We start from the raw sequence: 17,637 nt of genomic DNA on the forward strand, positions 1-17,637 counted from the left end.
TCATTTAGGACCACGACAGCCCGACGGAGCGCATTGCACGCCACGGCGGGCCTGGATTTCAGAAGCAGAAATCCTTCAGATCACGGGCTGACGAAAGTCCGGTGCACGCAACCAATCGATCTTTTCAGCCGGCATCGGACGGGCAAACCAGTAGCCCTGACCGAGCTGGCAACCATTATCCAGCAGGAATCCCGCCTGATCGGCGTGCTCGATGCCTTCGGCCAGCACCCGCATGCCCATGCTCTTGGCCAGCGCGATGATAATCCGCACGATGGCAATATCATCGTCATCGCCGGGCAGCCCGGCGACGAAGCCCTGATCGATTTTCAGTTTCTGGACCGGCATGCGCTTGAGCCGTAACAGCGATGAATAACCGGTGCCGAAGTCATCGATGGCCAGGCTCAGGCCCAGATTGCGCAGCCGATGCAGTTGCTCGATGGCCTGTTCAGGGTCATCCATCACCGCGCTTTCGGTGACCTCCAGCTCCAGAAAGGCAGGGTTCAGCCCGGTATCGCGCAGCACCTGGGCCACTTGTCGATCCAGGTCGCCATGGCTGAACAACCGACTGGAAATATTCACCGCGACAAAGGACAGGTTCACTCCCGCGTCCAGCCAGGCACGCATCTGCCGACAGGCCGTGTTCAATACCCAGGCATCGATATCGGCGATCAGCCCGCTTTGCTCGGCAATCGGGATGAACTCTCCCGGCGACACCATGCCTCGCCTTGGATGCTCCCAGCGCACCAGGGCTTCGACGCCCTTGATATGGCTGTTTTCCAGGTCATGGATCGGCTGGTAGAACACGCGCAATTCCTGCTGCTCGATAGCCCGGTGCAACTCACTGGCCAGTTCGACCCGCTGCTGGGCATGCGCGGTGAGTTCTTCGGTGTACAGCGCATAGCCTTCGCGCCCGTCGCTCTTGGCCTTGAACAAGGCGGAGTCGGCATTGCGCAACAGTTGCACGACCGTCAGCGCATCGCCGGGAAACAGGCTGATACCAATGCTGGCAGTAATGAACAGTTGCTGGTCGTCGAGCAGAAAGGGCTTCTTGAAACTGTCTATGACCTGCTGCGCCAGGGCCGCTGCCTGCACGGCCTGCTGACAGTTCTTGACCAGCAAGGCGAACTCATCGCCGCCGAGCCGTGCCAGGGTCAACTCGCTGTCGAACAGACTCTTGAGACGTTCGGCCACCGCTTTGAGCACCTGATCGCCCACGCTGTGGCCAAGGCTGTCATTGATATTCTTGAAGTGGTCGAGATCGATGAGCAGCATGGCACAGCCGCGCTTGCTGGAGCGGGCATGAGCCAGTGCCTGAGTCGCACGATCGGTGAACAGCAGACGGTTGGGCAGTTGCGTCAGGGCGTCGTAATGAGCCAGCTGACTCAACTCCTGCTCGGAGCGCTTGATGACCGTGATGTCCGAAAACACCGCCACGAAATGCCTGATCTGGCCATCCGGGCCCTTGATGCCGCGGATACTTTGCCATTGCGGGTAAATATCACCGCTTTTGCGCCGGTTCCAGATTTCTCCGCTCCATTGTCCGGCGCTGAGAATGGAACGATACATCTGCCGATAGAACTCGGGGCCGTGCCGGCCCGACTTGAACTTGCTCGGGTTGAAACCCAGCACTTCATCGGCCTGATAGCCGGTGATTTCCATGAAGGCCCGGTTGACGTGAACGATCAGCCCCCTGGCATCGGTCACCAATACTCCTTCGCGGGTACTGTCGAACACCGCCGAAGCCAGCCGCAGGCGGTCCTGGTCGTCTTCCTGCTGACGCCGCAACTGCGCATCGATGCCCATGAACCTGAGCAACCTGCCACGGGCGATGAAAATCATCACCGCGCTGAGGATCACCCACAGGTAGCCGCATACCTGTTGCCAGACGGTCAATTGAGCCGGTTCTTCGATCAAATGCGGCAGCAGGTAATCGCACGCCACGAACCATAGAAGAGACAGCAGCCCGTACAAAAGAGCCGCACGCAGGGCGTCCCAGGAAGATTTGATCATAAGAATGCACAAAACCTTACAAAATGACCGGATTATAAAGCAAGAAACATCCTGCGACTCTTATCTAAAAGAGCGACTGGTTTTCTGTGTGCGCTCAGTGATAATGCGCTCTGTTACTTTTTTCTTCACATGTGTCTCTACGAGGGCCAAACAGCCTATGTGGTACAACGGTTTGCTCGACCTTTCCGTCTGGCAGGTAATTGCGGTCACGCTGGTCATGACCCATATAACCATCATCGGCGTTACGGTTTATCTGCATCGCTACTCGGCCCACCGCTCCCTGGAGCTCAACGCGGGTCTCAAGCACTTCTTCCGTTTCTGGCTGTGGCTGACCACGGCGCAGAACACCCGCGAGTGGACAGCCATCCACCGCAAGCACCACGCCAAATGCGAAACCGTCGACGACCCGCACAGCCCGGTCGTCAAGGGTCTGTCCACGGTCCTGCGCAAAGGTGCAGAACTGTACCGTACCGAGGCACAAAATCAGGATACGCTGCGCATCTACGGGAAAAACTGCCCCGAGGACTGGATCGAACGCAACCTGTATTCGCGCTACAAGATGCTCGGTATAGCACTGATGGCGGTTATCGACCTGGCACTGTTCGGGGTCATCGGCATCACGGTCTGGGCCGTGCAGATGATGTGGATTCCGTTCTGGGCTGCCGGTGTGGTCAATGGCCTCGGGCATGCCGTGGGCTATCGCAACTTCGAGTGCCGTGATGCCGCGACCAATCTGGTGCCGTGGGGCATCGTGATCGGCGGTGAAGAACTGCACAACAACCATCACACCTATCCCAACTCGGCCAAGCTGTCGGTCAAGCCATGGGAATTCGACATGGGCTGGGCGTGGATCAAGGTCTTCAGCGCCCTGCGTCTGGCCAAGGTCCAGCGGGTCGCGCCGATTGCCCACCGGGTCGAAGGCAAGGGCCACATGGACATGGACACCGCCATGGCGATCCTTAACAACCGCTTCCAGATCATGGCACAGTACCGCAAGCTGGTGATCGGCCCGCTGGTTGCCCAGGAACTGGCCAAGGCCGACGCATCGGTCCGCCATCAATTCCACCGCGCCAAGCGTCTGCTTTCCCGGGAAACCAGCCTGCTGGAAGACAAGCATCACGTGCGCATCCAGGCCATGCTCGAACACAGCCATGCCCTGAAAGTGATCTACGAGAAGCGCCTGGCCCTGCAACAGATCTGGCTCAAGACCAGCAGCAACGGCCATGACATGCTGAGCGCCATCAAGGATTGGGTACAGGAAGCCGAGGCCAGCGGTATCCAGTCCCTGCGCGACTTCGCAGACCAGCTGAAAACCTACTCGCTGCGCCCCGCACAAGCCTGACACCGTTGATCGGCGCGCCTCCCGCGGGCGCGCCGATACCGGAACTTCCCCCTGCAAATTCGATCTGAACAGCTTCCCGATAATCAGTTTGGGTAGATGCTGCGGCTCTGGTCGCGCGTCATTCGAGATGCAGCCTCATGGAAAAACAGACCGTAATCGCGCTACCCACCGCAGCCCAGATGGGCGAGATGCCCGCAGCAGCCGAAACCCTGCTGGCATTGATGCATGCCCAGGCAGAGGTCGCGCGCCTGAGCGAGCGCGAACAACTTTTCAGTTCATTGCTGGTGAGCGTCAATGCCGTCCTCTGGGCATTCGATTGGGAAACCCAGCGCATGATCTACGTCAGCCCGGCCTACGAGAGCATTTTCGGTCGCTCGGCGGGTCTGTTGCTGGCTGACTTCTCGGAGTGGCGCGACAGCATCTACCCGGACGACCTGAACTACGCCGAGCGCAGCTTGAGCGACGTCATCGAGAAAGGCTCCATCGAAGATCGCGAATACCGGATCATCCGTGCCGATGGTGAAATTCGCTGGTTGAGCGACAAATGCTTCGTCAGCCATCGGACCGACCCCAGCCAGCGCCTGATCGTGGTCGGGATTGCCGAAGACATCACCGAGAAAAAACACCTCGAAGACGAACTGCAACGCCTGGCCACCACCGACGTGCTGACCCAGAGCAGCAACCGTCGCCACTTCTTTGAATGCGCCCAGCGCGAATTTGAACTGGCCCGGCTGAACGGCACGCCAATGTCTTTTCTGCTCCTGGATGTCGATGACTTCAAACTGGTCAACGATACCTACGGCCATCAGGAAGGCGATCTGGTGCTGCAACGAATTGCCGAAAGCGGTCGCTCGGCATTAAGGCGCGGCGATCTGTTCGGGCGTATCGGTGGAGAAGAGTTTGCAGCGGTATTTCCGGGCTGTGCCCCGGAAATGGCCATGCAGATCGCCGAGCGTCTGCAACGGGAAATCCAGCGCCAGAGCTTTCAGTGCAGCAACAAGACCTTCGGCATTACCGCCAGCCAGGGCCTGACCAACCTCGGCCCGGACGATCACAGCCTGGAAGCGCTCTATGCCCGCGCCGACGCGGCCATGTATCAGGCCAAGCGCCAGGGCAAGAATCAGATTGTGTTGGTGTGACGTACTGTCTTTTTCGCGAATGAATTGGCTCCTGTTGTAGGAACCAATTCATTCGCGAAAACACTCAGGTCTTGGGCAGGTCCTGAACCCCGACAGCGGGATCCTCTGCATTGGCAATGCCCGCGTCCACTGGCTCTGCGCTGATATCCAGCAGATCCGTCTCGCCTTCCGGCTCTTGCTCAGGCTCTGCCACTTCTGCCGCAACCGGCACCAGCAGGCTTGGATCGATAACACCGGTGAGCTTCTTGCGCAGGCGCTGCAGGTCGCCGACGCTCAACTTCAACAGCTTGGCGGACTTGGTCTTGACCAGGGTCGTGACACTTTCGTGCTCGCCCAGACGGGCCATTTGCCCAGCGAGGTTCATGGCCAGCACTTCGCGTGTATAGATGCCGGTGTTGTACTGGTACACAGCGGCAATCAGCTCACGCAGCTCAAGCGGCAGACGCCAACGGGTACGCAAGGCTGAGCCGAATGCGGCGGAATACTGCTCCAGGGATTGCTTGATCACTTCTTCGTTCAAGTGACCGCCCGCCAGCAACCACTCCTGCAAACAACCGAGCACCGCCAGATCGCCCAGTGATTGCAGCAGGCCAGCGCAGAAGCAGCGCTCGACATCCAGCTCCAGCATGCCGCCCAGAATACGTGCGTAGTCAGCGGTGCGCTGCGACATGGTCCAGAGCTGACTGGCCTCGGCCAGCAACGCATCGTCGGTCAATACCGCCATGCGCTTTTTCGCCAGCCCGGTAACGATAGTGCCGCTCTGCACTGGCCCCAGCACACCAATCGCCCCAACCAGAGTCTGGACCGGCTTGCCCAGATGCTGCGCCGCGCTGTTGGCCGCCGCGATCAAGACCGCCGTGATATGCGGATCCTTGCGCAGTTCCTGCTCCAGCAAGGCAGCATCAAGTACGCCAGCACTCTGGCTGAGTTTGAGTGCCGTCTCGACATCGACAAACAGTGGCGCACCGTCGGCAACATCCCGGCGTTTTTCGAGAAACTTGGTCAGGGTCAATCCCGGCGTCAGCGCGGGCATCTCGCCAGGAACCGGAGCCCGACGCTCCAGCAGCAGACCTTCAAGGCGCTGGCGCAGCCCTTCGGTGTTCAGGGGTTTGGTCAGATAGGCTGTAGGCGCCAACGGCAGGACTTCACGCACGCTGGCGCTGTCGCTGCGGTTGCTGAGCAGAATGAAGGGAATCGGCGGCTGGCGGCGCAACGCGCGAATACCGCGCAACAGGCTCAAACCATCGATGACAGGCAACTCTCTGGCGGCTACAACCAGATCCGGCAGGTGTTTTTTTATCCCTTCGACAGCCTGCTTGCCATCGCTGCACATATCCAGTTCGACATCAGCCCGTACACTCAGCACCAGATCACTGAGCGTTTCCCGAACCCACGGATCAGATTCGGCAATCAATACGCGAGGTATCGCAGGCATATCTACAGCAGTCATCAGAACTCTCCGACATCGATTCGCTCACCTTAGCCAAAGCCTTCGTTCGGATATATAGCTACAAGTGAGAAATCCACCTCTCAAGACGAAAAAACCCTGCCGAGGCAGGGTTTTTTCTGTCTGTCTGGTCACAAATCACTCAATTTGTGACCCATGCATTCTCATGCAATCTCTGCGAAGCACTCTTCCAGAATCGCCAGACCCTTGTTGAGCAACTCATCGTCAGCGGTCAACGGCACCAGCACGCGCAAGACGTTGCCATAAGTACCGCAGGACAGCAGGATCAGGCCCTTGTCGCGCGCCTTGGCCACAACCTGAGCCACGGCCGCAGCGTTTGGCTTGTGGCTGTCACCGTCTTCAAAAAGCTCGACAGCGATCATTGCCCCCAGAGCACGAACTTCACCGATCACCGGATATTTGGCCTGGATGGCCTGCAGGCCGGACACCAGACGCTCACCCACCGACTTGCAGCGCTCCAGCAGGTTTTCTTCTTCAAACACGTCCAGCACGGCCAGCGCAGCAGCACAGGCCACCGGGCTACCGGCATAAGTACCGCCCAGGCCACCCGGAGCGATGGCGTCCATGTATTCGGCCTTGCCACACACGCCCGCCAGCGGGAAGCCACCGGCAATCGACTTGGCAAAAGTGGTCAGGTCGGCAGCAACGCCCATCTGCTCCATGGCGAAGAACGTGCCGGTACGTCCAGCACCGGTCTGCACTTCGTCAGCGATCAACAGGATGCCGTGCTTGTCGCACAGCTCGCGCAGACGCAGCATGAACGCCTTCGGCGCCACGTAGAAACCACCTTCGCCCTGCACAGGCTCGATGATGATCGCGGCGATATCCTTGGCTTCGGCATCGTTCTTGAAGATGCGTTCGATGCTGGCGATGGAATCATCCACGCTCACGCCATGCAGTTCGCACGGGTAAAGAGCCCGGAAAATGCCGCCCGGCATCAGGCCCATGCCGGCCGAGTACGGCACCACCTTGCCGGTCAGGCCCAGGGTCATCATGGTGCGGCCGTGATAGGCGCCAGTGAAGGCGATCACACCGGCACGGCCAGTCGCAGCGCGAGCTACCTTGACGGCGTTTTCAACGGCTTCGGAACCGGTGGTTACCAACAGGGTTTTCTTGGCGAAATCGCCTGGAACCCGTGCGTTGATTTTTTCGCACAGCTCGACATATGGCTCGTAGGCCAGCACCTGGAAGCAGGTGTGCGTCAGCTTGGTCAATTGCTCTTGCACGGCGGCAATGATTTTCGGGTGCAGGTGACCGGTGTTGAGTACCGCGATACCGCCCGCGAAGTCGATGAATTCACGACCTTCGACGTCAGTCACGGTAGCGTTCTTCGCCGATGCGGCAAAGATCGGGTGGATCTGACCAACGCCACGTGGCACAGCGTTCTGGCGGCGTTGCATCAAGGATTCGTTTGTATTGCTCATGTATTCCTCATTCGCCGCTCATCGGTCGGCGTAGTTCAAGGATTAAGCAGCCGGGGTGGGTTGCAGCAGCATACGATGATCGACTGCTGCAACGCCCGGCTACCGGGTGGGATATTTCAGTGTTTCACAAGCAGGTGCGTGGCGTCAGACGCTCAGGCACAGGTATTTGATTTCCAGGTAGTCTTCGATGCCATACTTGGAGCCCTCGCGGCCCAGGCCCGAAGACTTGATGCCACCGAACGGCGCCAGTTCGTTGGAGATCAGCCCGGTGTTGATACCCACCATGCCGTATTCCAGCGCTTCGGCCACACGGAACACGCGACTCATGTTCTGCGCGTAGAAGTACGATGCCAGACCGAATTCGGTGTCGTTGGCCATCGCGATCACTTCGTCCTCGTCCTTGAAGCGGAACAGCGGCGCCAGCGGGCCGAAGGTTTCTTCCTTGGCCACGGCGGCATCCTTCGGCACGTTGACCAGGATGGTCGGCTCGAAGAAGGTGCCTTCCAGGCTGTTGCCACCGAACAGCACTTTCGCGCCTTTGCCAACGGCATCGGCAATGTGTTCCTTGACCTTGGCCACGGCTTTTTCGTCGATCAGCGGGCCGGTGGTAACGCCCTCTTCCAGGCCGTTGCCGATCTTGAGCTTGGCCACTGCAGCCTGGAGCTTCTCGGCAAACGCATCGTAGACCGCGTCCTGCACGTAGATACGGTTGGCACAGACGCAGGTCTGGCCGTTGTTGCGGTACTTGGAGATGATTGCGCCGTCGACCGCCTTGTCCAGATCGGCATCGTCGAACACGATGAAAGGCGCGTTGCCGCCCAGTTCCAGCGACACTTTCTTGATGTCCTGCGCGCATTCGGCCATCAACTGGCGACCGATTTCGGTCGAGCCGGTAAAGGACAGCTTGCGCACGATCGGGTTGCCGGTCAGTTCGCTGCCGATGTCGCCAGCGCTGCCGGTCACCACGCTGAACACGCCAGCCGGGATACCTGCACGCTCGGCCAGCTCAGCCAGAGCCAGCGCCGAGTAAGGCGTTTGCGAAGCGGGCTTGAGGACCATGGTGCAGCCGGCAGCCAGCGCCGGGCCAGCCTTGCGGGTGATCATCGCCGCCGGGAAGTTCCACGGCGTGATGGCCGCCGTCACGCCAATCGGCTGCTTGAGCACGATCAGGCGCTTGTCCGGCTGATGGCCCGGAATCACGTCGCCATAGACGCGCTTGGCTTCTTCGGCGAACCATTCGATAAAGGAAGCCGCATAAGCAATCTCGCCCTTGGCTTCGGCCAGTGGCTTGCCTTGCTCCAGCGTCATCAGGCGGCCCAGGTCATCCTGGTTTTCGATCATCAACTCGAACCAGCGACGCAGCTTGTTGCCACGTTCCTTGGCGGTCAGCGCACGCCAGGCCGGCAGCGCCTTGTCGGCAGCCTCGATGGCACGGCGGGTTTCGGCTGCGCCCATTTTTGGCACAGTACCGAGAATTTCATTGGTTGCAGGGTTGTTGACCTTGATCGTCTGACCACCGTCCGCATCCAGCCACTGGCCGTTGATATAGGCTTGCTGGCGGAACAGTTTGGAATCTTTGAGCTGCATGTCGGCCTCCTAAACAGCACCGCACAACGGCGGAGCGAACTATTGACTATCGATGTACCCCGTTTGGAAGCCATCGCCAGGAAAACATTCCATCGGTCTGGGCGATTCACATCGCCAGAAACAGGAAGACCGACCAAGAGCGTTTGAAATCTCAAACGAATCCTAGGGACTGCGGGGGTAAAGGACAATAGGCCGTTCAAAAAAAAGAACATGCCGATCACGCAGCAGTGGCTGGCTACTCAAGGAAGTTGAACAGCGCCGAGCCATTTCAGGCGCGCCAGATGAGCATAGTTGTGAAACCGGAGAAGCAAAAGCCGCGATTTGCCGCAAGAGGCTAAAGCCAGCATGGACGCCCGCCCATCAGATGAGTATCATGGCGCCCGCGCTGCACTCGTAGCTCAGCTGGATAGAGTACTGCCCTCCGAAGGCAGGGGTCGTGGGTTCGAATCCCGCCGAGTGCGCCATCTTCTTTTCCCCTTTGGCTCCAAAGGGATTGGCATATCTGCCAGACATCTCTCTACGCCAAGCAAATTCCTGTCGGATACAGGTTTCATCCGAGGTAAGCGTCCGGGGAAGGCGCATTGCGATGCGCTAAGCTGTAATCCTTTAGGATTGAGGTCTCAGCATGGAATGCCACGTTCGTCCCGCCACGAGCAGAGATGCAGCAGCGATAAGCCGCGTAGTTATAGCAGCCCTGCGTGAGTCAAATTCACAGGACTATCCACCTGACGTGATCGCTCAGGTTGAACAGAGCTTTTCTCCTGAAGCCATCACCACGCAGTTTACGAAGCGTAGGGTCTTCGTTGCCTTATTGGGCGAAAACATTATTGGCACTGCCAGTCTCGACAGTGATGTCGTCAGAAGTGTTTTTGTTGACCCAGCTCACCAGAAAGGCGGTATCGGGGGGCACTTGATGGATGTCATTCATACAACTGCTGCCAGCGCAGGAATTGGAGCTATACGTGTGCCATCGTCGATTACAGCTGAAAGGTTTTATACCGCGTTGGGTTATCAGAAAATCCGCGACGAGTTTCATGGAGCGGAGCGCACCATCGTTATGGAGAAGCGGCTGTAAGATCAGTCAGACTATTTACCCAGTTCTGCGGCAAAAAATCAGTGATCTCACTGGCCCGCTGCGTCAGCAGCCGCGTCAGCACATCCTTGAGATAGGCATACGGATCATGCCCATTCATGCGCACTGACTGGATCAGACTCATGATTGCAGCCGCCCGCTTGCCACTGCGCAGCGACCCGGCAAACAGCCAGTTCGAGCGGCCAAGCGCCCATGGCCGTATCTGGTTTTCAACTTGGTTGTTGTCGATGGGCACAGCTCAATCGTCCAGGTAGCGCGTCAGCGCTACCCAGCGTTTCAGGCTGTAATCGAGGGCTTTGGCCGTGGCTGATCCGTTGGGCACCAGGTCGCGCTGGGCCAACATCCAGTCATGCAGTGTTTTGATGATCGGTACCGCCATTTCTTGACGTATTCGCCAACGGTCTTCGTTGCTCATGTCCCGAGCCTGGCGTTCAACCTCGTACAAACCGCCAATCGAGTGCAGCACCTGTTCGGCCAGCTGGCTTTTGTTAGCGACATGCAGGTCGAAGAACTTGCGGCGAGCATGAGCCATGCAGCCGATTTCAGTGATACCTTGCTCAAATTCAGCCTTGTAGCAAGCGAAATCATCGCAGACTAGCTTGCCGTTCCAGTCGCCCAAGAAGTTGCGTGCGTGTTCGCCTGCACGGCTTGAGCTGAAGTCATACACCACCGCCTTGAGCGCCGAAAACAGCGTCGTGCTGTAGGCCTAGACATAGGCCGGGTGGGTTTTCTTCTCGCCCGGCGCAAGCATTTGCACCGGTGTTTCATCGGCGTGAATTACGCTCTGGTTCAGCACAGTTTCACGCAGTGCATCGACCAGAGGCTGGAGACGTACGCCGGTTTGCCCGACCCATTGAGCCAAGGTCGAGCGAGCAATGGCCAGCCCGGCGCGACCAAAGATTTTCTCCTGCCGGTACAGCGTCAAGTGATCGGCAAACTTGGCCACCATCACGTGGGCCAGTAGGCCTGCTGTCGGGATACCTTTGTCGATAACTTGGGCTGGTACCGGCGCTTGAATCGGTGTTTCGCACTGACGGCAGGCCCACTTACCACGCACATGTTGCTCGACGGTAAACACGCACGGCGTGTAATCCAGCTTCTCGCTGACGTCTTCGCCGATGCGTTGAAGTTGGCAGCCACAGGCGCACTGGGTGTTTTCGGGTTCGTGACGAATCACCGTGCGTGGAAACTGCGGCGGCAATGGCGCACGTTTCGGGGACTGCCGTGGCTCGGCCTGTGGCGCAACTGGGAGGAGCTGTTTCAGCTCGGCCTCGATAGCTTCAAGGTCTGTGTCGAGTAGGTCATCCAGCAAGCTGCTTTGCGCAGGGCTGATTTGCTCGCTGCGCTTGGCAAACTTGTGCCGTTTGAGCAGGGCGATTTCGTAAGTGAGCTGTTCGATGATGGTTTCATCGTTCTGGATCTTCCTGCTCATCGCCTCGACCCGGGACTGCAACTGCAACGCCTGTGCCGCCAAGGCACGAAGCTGTTCCGGGGTCATCTGGTCGAGGTTGGGCGAGGAAGTCATACCGCCGATTGTGCCAGAGCAGGCACGATGCGACGACAAGTAGACCGGCCAAATGGCCGGCGTTTACAGCATGCTGATCACACCGCCTGCGCCGACGCGCTGCCACGGCAGGCCCAGCACCAATGCCTGGAGTTGTTCGCTGTCGAGTTCGACCTCACCGCCGTGACGAATGCCTGGCCAGTGGAACTTGCCTTGGTTCAGTCGTCTCGCGGCGAGCCAGACTCCCACGCCATAGTGCACCAGCACCTTCATCCGGTTGGCCCGGCGATTGGCGAAGAGCTAAGCGCAGTGCGGCTTCGCCGCACCGAACACCGCGATCACCCGAGCCAATGCCGTCTCGGTACCGGCGCGCATATCCATCGGCTCGGTGGCCAGCCAGATCGCATCGATGCGGATCATTGAGCGACAGCCCGAATAAATTGCGCGCAGCCCTTGGGATCTGAAGCTGGCCATTTCACCGTGATCACTTGTCCGACCATGGGCAGCTCAATGATCACTGAGGCTTCGGCTGGCCGTTTAGGGGCGGTCTTCAGCAGGACAAAGGCTGGTAGGGAAGTTGGGGCGGGCTGGTCTCGATAAAGCGGCACCCATTTGCGAATGACATTGACGTTGATGCCGTGGCTGATGGCGACATTGGACACGGTTGCGCCAGGTTGCAGGCATTCTTGAACGACTTGGGCTTTGAATGGTTTTGGATAAGAGCTTCGTTGGCGCATGGAAATCCTGGCGATAAGGGCGATCGCGTCCGCTTAAAATACGCGGACACCATCGCTCTTAATGCTGGAGTTCGGAAGGTGAATTCGCCGAACGCTTACGGCGAAGGCCTAAAAAGTGCTTAAAGTCACCGCCAGCAGCTCTATATAACGATCTTTCGAGCCCACTGTTCGATAGCGTGCTCAACTTGTGCCTTTGGCAGGTACTCCTGCTCGAGACGCCCTCGTTCTTGCACCAGCAGATGCCGATAGAAATCCGCTTCATCAGCCAGCAACTCAGGTGGGGCCGACTCTAGAGCCTTGGTCGGTTCAACGACGGCATTACGCGGAGAGTGTTGCTCAAATAGCTCCCGCTCCATCAATAGTGCTTGTACTGCTGGTTGATGGAGCCTCGCTCGCGCAAGCATCAGCAAGCCCCAAGTATCCATATCGCCCCAGTAAGCAATCTGTTTCCCGGCCAAGTTAGCAGATGCCAACCACTGCAAATCGAGTCCAGCTCCCAGCACAGCCAAGGTGTCAGGCAACGTTTCTGGCAGCAAGTGGACACATTGTTCATTTTCCACCACAAGCAATCGTGAACCGGGAAGTGAGGTTGTGGCTAGTTCCGAAGTAGTCAGCCTAAGCCGCTTGAAAGGCAGCAGCTCAGGCTGAAGGGGAACGACTAGAACCCAGTGACTGCTTTCTTCAAAAGCATCCAAAAACGTCGTCAGGCCTTGATCGGACGCTGCACCTTCGAAGAGCTCGTCAAGGAACCTAGTTAGCAAACTGGCGTTGCGCTCAAAAAACTTGGTGTCTACGCCGTGCTCTGCAAGCAGGCGCAGTGGACGGCCTCGGGCACAGCCTGGAGACAACCGGGTGGCGAGTTGAGCCGTGGCCACAACTTCTTCAGGTGTCTTCGCCAACCACAAGCTCCGCTGTGCCACCAACAAAGTATGAAATGTACTGTCGACCTGCTCGACCAGATGCTCGAGTTGGGCATATTCCTCGCTGACTCTTGGATCGTTGATCGCGGCAATCCATTCTGAGGGGGTGCGCAGATGCCAGCGCATCGGCAGGGAAATGGCATCCAGCCCTGATCGGTAGCTGACGGGTTTCCAGTCGACCTCACCCACGTTCACGCTCCGCCAGTTCTCCACATGGCAGAGCAGCGCCTGGATATTGTCAGTAGACAGGCGTGCCGAAGGCTTGCCAATACTGAGGCTTTGAGGCCAGCTAGCGGGATTGAGCAAGCGTTCTAAGCGGACGCTAGAGCGCTGCCATTGTCTCGCTAGGTTGCGGCTGATTTCAGTGGGCGACTTCATGCATAGCCTTGATACGCTGCTGATGATGCTCATCCAACGCTTCCCAGCTCAGGGAAACCAAACTGGACTCCACGCCGCGCCGATGAACGACGACAGCCGAACGCGTATGGTGGCGCAACAGGCGCATTTCCTTGTTGGGCGTAATGAATACAGCGTGCAGGCCGAACTCCCTCAGCGCCGCGATGATCCGACTTGCAACCGCATGGGAGCTGCGCGAGAACGCCTCGTCAAGCACGATGGTGCCGAACAATGGTCGACTGCTGCCGTCGGGACAGAGCGCATAGCTCAGGGAAGCGGTCAGCACATAGGAGGCAATGATCTCCTTCTCGCCACCACTACCGCCTTGAGAGCCTGTTCGGGTCTCGATGACATTCCTGCTTTCTCGATCGATCACCGATACCGCGAACTCCAGACGGAAGCGCGGATCCAGAAGTGCCTTCGCTCCCTGATTCCTGCTGTGCTCGCAGGCGTTTTTGAGCAGCCCAACGAGCTCCAGCAATGCCTTATAATGGCTCTCGCCTTCATCATCAATGAAACGCGCCGAGTTCAGTTGGCGCTGAGCGTGTTGCAAGGTACGGAGACTTTCATGGATCACCTTTTTCGCAACCAAGCGCAGATAGCGTCCGGGCTGAAAGTCGACACGCTGCATCGTACTGTTCAGATCATCCAGGCGCTCCTCAATCATCGAGACTTCATGGTCGATATAGCTGAGCAGTTGGGTGACACCATCATCTGAGGAACGATTGAGGTATTCCAAGAAACGCTTGAGTTTCTCGGGCAGGGCTTCCTCAGTCAGCACACGTAGACGCTCCAGATAACTGGGTACGTCCCTCAGCTCTCGCCCGACCTCTGCAAGCGCCCCAGTGTCCACCTTCAGAGCGTCAGACATACGTTTGGCAAGCTCTGATTTCTGGTCGCCCAGTTTCTCGCCGAGTGTTTTGAGTTGCCCTTGAAGCTCACGCGTATGCTTGCGCTCCAGCTCGTCAACATCGCCGAGGTAATCTGCGGTCAGGGTCGGGAAGTGCGCTTGCGCCAGTTTCCGCTGTGTATCGTTCAGCCCCTTTTCGGCGCCGCGATAGGCCTTACGGGTAGCGGATGCGGCCTGCTCGAACTGAACTCTCAACTGAACGCACTGCTCGATCAGTCGTTCCAGCTTTTGGTCCAGAGACTCTCGCTGGGTTTCGGCTTCATCCAGTTCGGCCTTGATCATGGCAAGGTCGGAATCGGGACGGGTCAGAGTGTCCAACTGTGAACGCAGCGACTCCAGCTGACTCTCAGCACCTGGCAGATCAATATCCTCGAACTGCAGCTCTTCGACGCGTTGCAGTAGCGTAGCTTGACTCTCCAACTGACGGACATCGCCCTGAGCAACATCCAAGGCCAGCTTGGCAGGCGCGAGCTGTTCATTAACCTTTCGAATCTGCTCAGCCAGGAACGCCATACGGTCGCGGTTATCGAAGCCGGTCAGCCAGTCTTCATCTAGGCGCTTCTGGTCCTGCTTGTCGAAGAAGCGTTCTTTACCCGACATCAGCCCCTGGGCAGTCATGGCGTGAGGGGTGTGACGCAATTGCTCCGTGCTTTCGACGCAGTGGCGGTCATTGTCCGCCAGTAGTGCCTTTGCCGCTTCTCGATACGAATGTTCCTTAAAGCTCAGCTTGCGGGTAAACCCATCGTCGAAGAACACAGGGCGTGACGACGGCTCCTTTACCTCCAACAAGCGGACATGCAAGCGGTTATGCCGTTGGTTCACCCAACGCAGTGCTTTCTGGGATGAGCCATGCGGCACCAAGATACGAAGCCGATGACTACCGATTGCCCGCTCGATGGCACCACGCCAGGCGAGTTCCTCTGGCTTGACCTGCACCAACTCGGCAATGAAAGGCAGGGCCGACTCATCGACGCCAAGCTCCTGCGCCAGATCACCTCGAAAAGCATGAAAATGCCCAGGCAGATTTGAGCCTGGCCGTCTCTCAACCTCAGCATGTTCATGCTGTAAGCTCTGCAGGCGGCCATTGAGCTCCTGCTGAATGAGACCTGAATTGAATGCCTTTTGACGCGCGTCAGTAATTTGCTGGGTCAGTATTTCCTTGCGTGCCGCGATTTGCTGCTGATTCTCCTTGAGGGCAGCGGCCGATAAATCATTCGCTAGCTCAAGCCCCTTGGCCAAGCGTTGGTATTGCTCAGCTTTCAGACGCCGCTTATCACACTCCCTGACCCAATCAGCGATGCGCCCGCGTAATTGATCTATCCCTGCGCCACCTACTCGCAGATAGCTCTGACGATGTTGATCCACCACCCCCCTCTGGATCTCAAGCTGACCCCTGCATTGCTCCTGATCCTGTTCGGCCTGTTTGTGCGCCTTCTCAAGCCTGTTGGTTTCAGCGAACCACAGGTGATACCCCTGTTCGGCGAACCAGATCGGAAGAATGCCTTCGAGAGCCTGTTTATCCTGCAACTGTTCTTGCAAGGCCCTATAACGCTCCCAGCCATCGGCGACCGGTTGCAATGAGCGCTGCTGCTTTTTAGCGGTTTCCAGCTCTCGGTGAATGTCAGTTAGATCATCGAAGCTGTCGGCGACCTCGGTAGCCCGCTCGAAGGCGGAGCGGTCATCCAGTACCAGTTCTCGAAAGATCTCATCAATGCTGTTGAGCTGCTTCAGGCCGGCAGCGCGATTGAGCAACGTGAAGGCGTTTTCACCAACCTCGAAGTAATCCCGGAGTCTGGCCAAGAAAGCTTTCTTGCTTGGGTAAGGCCAGATGCCCGTCCCATCCTTCTCCATATGACGCAGAGCCCGCATGCCTCCTGAGTGATGCTGGGATAGCCAATGCTCGATAGTCTGCTCGGGGGACTCGCTTAACAGCCAAAGTTTTTTCAGATCCGATGCCGAGGAGCTTGTGCCCTCGAACCAGAGCACGGCACCTAGTCGAACCTGGGTACCATCACGCTCGAGCGTGGCTGCAATGGCGGTTACCGTCTTACCCTGACGAGCGATATGAGATTGCTCTAAACCGCCGTCTCCAGGACCGGTGACTCCCCGCACATAGGACACTAGATCCCGGTCGCTTTCATGTCCTCCCGTGGATGCCAAGTTGTAGCGCGGACTGGCGCATAGCAAGGTCATCAACGCGTCCACCAACGTCGTTTTACCGCTCCCCGTCGGGCCGATCACGGCGGTACCGGAAGGATCGATCTCGGCATGGTGATAGCCCTGAAAGCCGCCCCAGTTATAGAGCTCGATGCTGCTGAGAATGAAGGTCTCGCTGTCACGCCAGAGGAGTTCTTGCTTCACGCCACGTCCTCCTCACCATCGGCAGCAGACGTAGCCGGGTACTCCATCTGCTCTCGCAGCCATGCCACCAGTGCCTGCAGATTTTCCGGATTGGCCAAGTGAGTGATTATAGGGCGGATGATGACGCGATCATGTGCATCCAGAGCCGACACCAAACCATGTCCCTTGAGCTGATCCAGCAGTGTGATGATGCGATTTCGCTCCTTCGCTTCACTGCCCAATTCGCCCAGGTAAACCTGCAATTGGGGAATCAGCTCATCAACCGCGATCAGTGCCTGACTGGCACCTGTACCGCTTTCCTGTTCATACACAATGAAATGCTGTCTCAAAATGGCTATCAGCAGGGATTGCTCCAGATTCAGTCTTTGCCGACGCACGAGGGGGTGCGACCAGTCGTCTTGCTCGGATACCTCGCCCTGGCGAACGGTAACAAACACCAGCCCCCGAACCTCGTCGACCCCCATGGCAAGGTCGAGAGGCTCCAAGGTTCTGTCGACCGCCTCAAGATTGGAAAGCGCTGAGCGATAAAGGTTGGGCTTGTGACTTTCTTCCAGCAGCCCGTACTTGAGCATTTCCTGTACGGCCTCACGTACCCGTTGCGGGGTCCGGCGCTCATCGACCTCTAAAGCGACACTCATGGAAGACTGTTCCTCATCCATGCCGTCTTCCAGCGCCATCGGCTCCACAGTCAGATCTGTTTTGTCGGCGCCAGAGGTACCTGCAATTCGATCGAAGATCCCTGCCAT

At 58.0% G+C, this 17,637-nt stretch carries 11 protein-coding genes, 1 tRNA gene and 2 pseudogenes; 4 read left to right on the forward strand and 10 right to left on the reverse strand.

What is annotated here, in order from left to right; genetic code table 11:
• Positions 1-75: 75 nt before the first annotated feature.
• On the reverse strand, positions 76-2,010 hold the full coding sequence (gene dibA, locus ALQ04_RS21125; protein ID WP_122317679.1) for a phosphodiesterase DibA: 1,935 nt from the start codon (positions 2,008-2,010) through the stop codon (positions 76-78).
• A 157-nt stretch (positions 2,011-2,167) separates the two neighbouring features.
• On the opposite strand from dibA, the gene desA reads away from it, so the two are divergent.
• Together desA and ALQ04_RS21135 are read left to right on the forward strand one after the other, a co-directional pair.
• On the forward strand, positions 2,168-3,352 hold the full coding sequence (gene desA / locus ALQ04_RS21130; protein WP_122317680.1) for a delta-9 fatty acid desaturase DesA: 1,185 nt from the start codon (positions 2,168-2,170) through the stop codon (positions 3,350-3,352).
• A 137-nt stretch (positions 3,353-3,489) separates the two neighbouring features.
• A complete protein-coding gene (locus ALQ04_RS21135) occupies positions 3,490-4,491 on the forward strand; it encodes a sensor domain-containing diguanylate cyclase (protein WP_310886514.1) in 1,002 nt (333 codons plus the stop codon).
• 64 nt (positions 4,492-4,555) lie between these two features.
• Here the strand turns inward: ALQ04_RS21135 and ALQ04_RS21140 are convergent, their stop codons facing one another.
• The 3 genes from ALQ04_RS21140 to gabD all read right to left on the reverse strand — a co-directional run bounded on the left by ALQ04_RS21140 (position 4,556) and on the right by gabD (position 8,970).
• Positions 4,556-5,941 carry an HDOD domain-containing protein gene (locus ALQ04_RS21140; protein WP_122317681.1) on the reverse strand — a complete coding sequence of 462 codons (1,386 nt, stop codon included), beginning with the start codon at positions 5,939-5,941 and terminating at the stop codon, positions 4,556-4,558.
• 161 nt (positions 5,942-6,102) lie between these two features.
• A complete protein-coding gene (gene gabT, locus ALQ04_RS21145) occupies positions 6,103-7,383 on the reverse strand; it encodes a 4-aminobutyrate--2-oxoglutarate transaminase (RefSeq protein WP_122317682.1) in 1,281 nt (426 codons plus the stop codon).
• Positions 7,384-7,527: 144 nt separating this feature from the next.
• Positions 7,528-8,970, reverse strand: a complete 1,443-nt coding sequence (gene gabD, locus ALQ04_RS21150; protein WP_122317683.1) for an NADP-dependent succinate-semialdehyde dehydrogenase — start codon at positions 8,968-8,970, stop codon at positions 7,528-7,530.
• 387 nt (positions 8,971-9,357) lie between these two features.
• On the opposite strand from gabD, the gene ALQ04_RS21155 reads away from it, so the two are divergent.
• Both ALQ04_RS21155 and ALQ04_RS21160 read left to right on the forward strand, forming a co-directional pair.
• A tRNA-Arg gene (locus ALQ04_RS21155) sits at positions 9,358-9,434 on the forward strand.
• A 161-nt stretch (positions 9,435-9,595) separates the two neighbouring features.
• Entirely contained in the window at positions 9,596-10,045 is a 450-nt protein-coding gene (locus tag ALQ04_RS21160; protein WP_122317684.1) for a GNAT family N-acetyltransferase, read from the forward strand.
• Here the strand turns inward: ALQ04_RS21160 and tnpC are convergent.
• The 6 genes and pseudogenes from tnpC to ALQ04_RS21190 all read right to left on the reverse strand — a co-directional run bounded on the left by tnpC (position 10,026) and on the right by ALQ04_RS21190 (position 17,637).
• Positions 10,026-11,588: pseudogene (gene tnpC / locus ALQ04_RS21165) on the reverse strand (IS66 family transposase). The gene ALQ04_RS21160 and the pseudogene tnpC overlap by 20 nt on opposite strands.
• A 63-nt stretch (positions 11,589-11,651) precedes the next feature.
• Positions 11,652-11,855 (reverse strand): annotated as a pseudogene (gene tnpB, locus ALQ04_RS26795) (IS66 family insertion sequence element accessory protein TnpB); the annotation flags it as partial.
• A gap of 128 nt (positions 11,856-11,983) precedes the next feature.
• The gene (gene tnpA, locus ALQ04_RS21175) at positions 11,984-12,304 is read right to left on the reverse strand and encodes an IS66-like element accessory protein TnpA (RefSeq protein ID WP_122317685.1); all 321 of its coding nucleotides are present in this window, start codon (positions 12,302-12,304) and stop codon (positions 11,984-11,986) included.
• A 140-nt stretch (positions 12,305-12,444) separates the two neighbouring features.
• A complete protein-coding gene (locus ALQ04_RS21180; protein ID WP_259645058.1) occupies positions 12,445-13,635 on the reverse strand; it encodes a Wadjet anti-phage system protein JetD domain-containing protein in 1,191 nt (396 codons plus the stop codon).
• The gene (locus ALQ04_RS21185; RefSeq protein ID WP_122317687.1) at positions 13,586-16,891 is read right to left on the reverse strand and encodes an ATP-binding protein; all 3,306 of its coding nucleotides are present in this window, start codon (positions 16,889-16,891) and stop codon (positions 13,586-13,588) included. Before ALQ04_RS21185 ends, ALQ04_RS21180 begins: the two co-directional genes overlap by 50 nt.
• Positions 16,888-17,637 carry a DUF4194 domain-containing protein gene (locus ALQ04_RS21190; RefSeq protein WP_183142240.1) on the reverse strand — a complete coding sequence of 250 codons (750 nt, stop codon included), beginning with the start codon at positions 17,635-17,637 and terminating at the stop codon, positions 16,888-16,890. The genes ALQ04_RS21185 and ALQ04_RS21190 overlap by 4 nt, the downstream gene beginning before the upstream one ends.

The sequence above is a fragment of the Pseudomonas cichorii genome (assembly GCF_003700275.1).
In the GTDB taxonomy this organism is placed as follows: Bacteria; Pseudomonadota; Gammaproteobacteria; order Pseudomonadales; family Pseudomonadaceae; genus Aquipseudomonas; species Aquipseudomonas cichorii_B.

Bases quoted from the DNA above. Each gene is read 5' to 3' on its own strand.
- gabD (WP_122317683.1), bottom strand. From the start codon at position 8,970: ATGCAGCTCAAAGATTCCAAACTGTTCCGCCAGCAAGCCTATATCAAC.
- dibA (WP_122317679.1), bottom strand. From the start codon at position 2,010: ATGATCAAATCTTCCTGGGACGCCCTGCGTGCGGCTCTTTTGTACGGG.
- ALQ04_RS21160 (WP_122317684.1), top strand. From the start codon at position 9,596: ATGGAATGCCACGTTCGTCCCGCCACGAGCAGAGATGCAGCAGCGATA.
- ALQ04_RS21190 (WP_183142240.1), bottom strand. From the start codon at position 17,637: ATGGCAGGGATCTTCGATCGAATTGCAGGTACCTCTGGCGCCGACAAA.
- ALQ04_RS21140 (WP_122317681.1), bottom strand. From the start codon at position 5,941: ATGACTGCTGTAGATATGCCTGCGATACCTCGCGTATTGATTGCCGAA.
- tnpA (WP_122317685.1), bottom strand. From the start codon at position 12,304: ATGCGCCAACGAAGCTCTTATCCAAAACCATTCAAAGCCCAAGTCGTT.
- gabT (WP_122317682.1), bottom strand. From the start codon at position 7,383: ATGAGCAATACAAACGAATCCTTGATGCAACGCCGCCAGAACGCTGTG.
- ALQ04_RS21135 (WP_310886514.1), top strand. From the start codon at position 3,490: ATGGAAAAACAGACCGTAATCGCGCTACCCACCGCAGCCCAGATGGGC.
- ALQ04_RS21180 (WP_259645058.1), bottom strand. From the start codon at position 13,635: ATGAGCATCATCAGCAGCGTATCAAGGCTATGCATGAAGTCGCCCACT.
- desA (WP_122317680.1), top strand. From the start codon at position 2,168: ATGTGGTACAACGGTTTGCTCGACCTTTCCGTCTGGCAGGTAATTGCG.